Source organism: Synechococcus sp. R8-2 (assembly GCF_047461715.1).
Classification (GTDB): Bacteria; Cyanobacteriota; Cyanobacteriia; order Thermostichales; family Thermostichaceae; genus Thermostichus.
Genome location: NZ_JANSHQ010000718.1, coordinates 1 through 2,519 on the forward strand (window position 1 = coordinate 1; position 2,519 = coordinate 2,519).

Genomic DNA, 2,519 nt, shown 5'->3' on the forward strand with positions numbered 1-2,519 from the left:
GGGCCGCCCACAGCTTGCCTGAGCCGTCCAAAACCAAAAAGAGATCCCCCGGCCTGAGGCGGCGTACCCGCTGCAAGTAGTGCTGTTGCAGACCAGTTAAATGGAGAACACCGCTGGGATCCCGCTGCGCTGGGTCAATCGCCAATCGGGGCAAAGCGCTCAGGTCATGCGTGCGTTCAGACAACACCATTCCCCCCGTCGCCAGAGGGCTGCCACCACCCATTCGTTGGCCTCCAGCATCTCCGCCACCAACTTGGCCTGCTCGATGAGGATGCCGCTGAGGATTAGCCATCCCCCCTCCTTCACCACCAGCCGAAACTCCGGGATCATATCCAGGATCACATCTGCCAGGATGTTGCACACCAACCCATCCACCATTTCGGGAATATGCTCCAGGCTGCCCTGAGCGACCACAATGCGATCCGTCAGGCCGTTGAGATCGCGGTTGTGCATCGTGGCTTGCACCGCCAGGGGGTCGATGTCCACCGCAAACACCCGCTTCACCCCCAACAGGGCCGCCGCCAACGACAAAATGCCGGATCCACAGCCCACATCCGCCACAGTCACTCCCTCGGCACCCCCGCCGCCCTCCAGGCGCATCTCCAGCGACTCCAGACAGAGCTGCGTGGTGGGGTGAGTGCCCGTGCCGAAGGCCATACCGGGATCCAGCCGCAACAGGTGCCGACCGGGGTGAGGGGGCGGATCCAGCCAGGCCGGACAAATGAGCAACTTGTCCCCGACCCATTGGGGCTGCCAGTGCTGCTTCCAACTGCTGCTCCAATCTTCCGCCTCTATGCGTTCCCAGCGCAGCTTGGGAACCCGCTGACCGGCAATGAGGGCATCCTGCTGCAGGCGCAGGGAGAGGGCTGCCAAATCCAAGAGGCTGACGTGAGGCCAAGGCAGATAGGCGTGAATGCAAATCTGATCTTCGCCGTGGGCTTGGCTGGTCATGCCCCGACAGCCAAAATTCTCCAGCCGCCAAAAGATCAGGTCTTCTTGGGCAGGGGAGGCGATGAGACTGAGATCCCACCAAGCACCAGCGGGGTCCAGCGCTTGTGCGGGCGAAAACGGAGTGGGATTGGCAACAGTTCTGCTCACAGGGATCCCTTCACAAACCTAGGGAAAAACCAAAGTGATGGCCAACAAGATAGCGCTTCATGTCACCCAGCCGGCCAGCACTCAATGCGGCACTTTATATCAAAAATTGCAGCGCTCTGCTCAATTCATAGTTTAGGCTTATTCTGGCTATTCTGGGATTGAAAGGCTCACAGCGTCGGTTCAGCAGCGAAGAAGGGAAGGATCCCCCCAATTGGGGGATGACCCTCAGCGGCTCTTTGGATGACCAGCTCAGCCCTGTGAGATAGATTAAGTCCAAAAGCATTGAACAAGAATTGGATGCAGCGTTGACATTCGTTCCGAGCCTCAGTGATTTTGCGGATAGATGGGGTTTGGCTAGGGCGTACTGAGCAACGATGTAAGGATGAAGAAAGAGCAATGCAGGTGGCGAGGTCGATGTCAATTGAGCAGTCAGGGCAGCAGCCGAAGGTAGCTCCTTGGGGGATTACCAGAGGGGAAAGGGCTGCCCATAAGGATCCCCAGCCGCTCAAAGTCAGCACCCGCAAGGACTCCGTGCCGCTGACGCGATCCGCTCTGATGCGGCGTTTTAACCAGAGCTTTCCGCCTTTTTACAGCCAGTTTGTCAGCAGCGAGGTGCAGGCCCAAAATCTGCGCTTGGCTTACACCCTCTACCAGACCCGCAAGGCGGTGGTACAGATGCAGGACGAAGGTCGCAAGACGGTGGTCTGTCTGGCCTACCGTAATCGACCTTCCCTGCTCAGCGATCTGTTTGGGGTGTTCACCGCTTTTAATCTCTCGGTGCACGGCATCCATCTCTATGGGCAGATCTACTCACCGCACCTGGTGTTTATCCGCACCATTGTCTCCCGCGATGGCCACAGCCTTTCTTCCCAAACCAAGCTCAGCCTAGAACGGGCCATTCACGAATGCCTGGCGGGTGTGTTTCGCGTTCACGAAACCTTGGCACTGGAGTTTGATCTCAAGGCCGGACTAAAAGACGTGCAGGTTTCTTTTTATTTTGACCCGGTGTTTCATTTGCCCACACTTCTGGTGGATGTGGACAACCAGCCGGGCGCGTTTTACCGGGTGATGACGGCCCTCGCGCAGGAGGATTTGACCGTTGTTAACCTCAACTTGATGCTCCGCCGCAAGCAGACGCGCTTTATTTTCTACTTGCTGGGGCCGGATTCAACTCCAGCCATGCCGGAGTTCCTGGGGCAAAAATTGGCCTTGAGCATCCAGCAGCGGCTGCAAGGGGATCCCGTCTAGATCTGCATAGGACTGGGAGGCAAATCGAAAAGGACGGTGTTCATGTAGCGCTCTGCCCAGGCGGGGCCAAAAGCTTTTTCCAAAACGCGGCGGGTGCGGTCGTTCTGCTGTTGCTGGCTGCAATAGCGCTGCTGCCCCTGGTAGTGGGCCAAAATCTGGCCGGGATCCGTCTG

3 protein-coding genes and 1 pseudogene are annotated in these 2,519 nt (G+C 58.1%); 1 reads left to right on the forward strand and 3 read right to left on the reverse strand.

Annotated features, from left to right (window positions below):
* Together NW819_RS14180 and prmA are read right to left on the reverse strand one after the other, a co-directional pair.
* Positions 1 to 190 (reverse strand): RNA methyltransferase PUA domain-containing protein (locus NW819_RS14180; RefSeq protein ID WP_414414142.1); only part of this gene is annotated, 190 nt, incomplete at its 3' end.
* Positions 160 to 1,050 carry a 50S ribosomal protein L11 methyltransferase gene (gene prmA, locus NW819_RS14185; RefSeq protein WP_414414144.1) on the reverse strand — a complete coding sequence of 297 codons (891 nt, stop codon included), beginning with the start codon at positions 1,048 to 1,050 and terminating at the stop codon, positions 160 to 162. The genes NW819_RS14180 and prmA, both read right to left, overlap by 31 nt.
* 462 nt (positions 1,051 to 1,512) lie before the next feature.
* Between prmA and NW819_RS14190 the strand changes: the two genes are divergently transcribed.
* Positions 1,513 to 2,346 carry a hypothetical protein gene (locus NW819_RS14190; RefSeq protein WP_414414143.1) on the forward strand — a complete coding sequence of 278 codons (834 nt, stop codon included), beginning with the start codon at positions 1,513 to 1,515 and terminating at the stop codon, positions 2,344 to 2,346.
* Here NW819_RS14190 and NW819_RS14195 read toward each other — a convergent pair.
* A pseudogene (locus NW819_RS14195) lies at positions 2,343 to 2,519 on the reverse strand (phycocyanobilin:ferredoxin oxidoreductase); the annotation flags it as partial. The gene NW819_RS14190 and the pseudogene NW819_RS14195 sit on opposite strands and share 4 nt — an antisense overlap.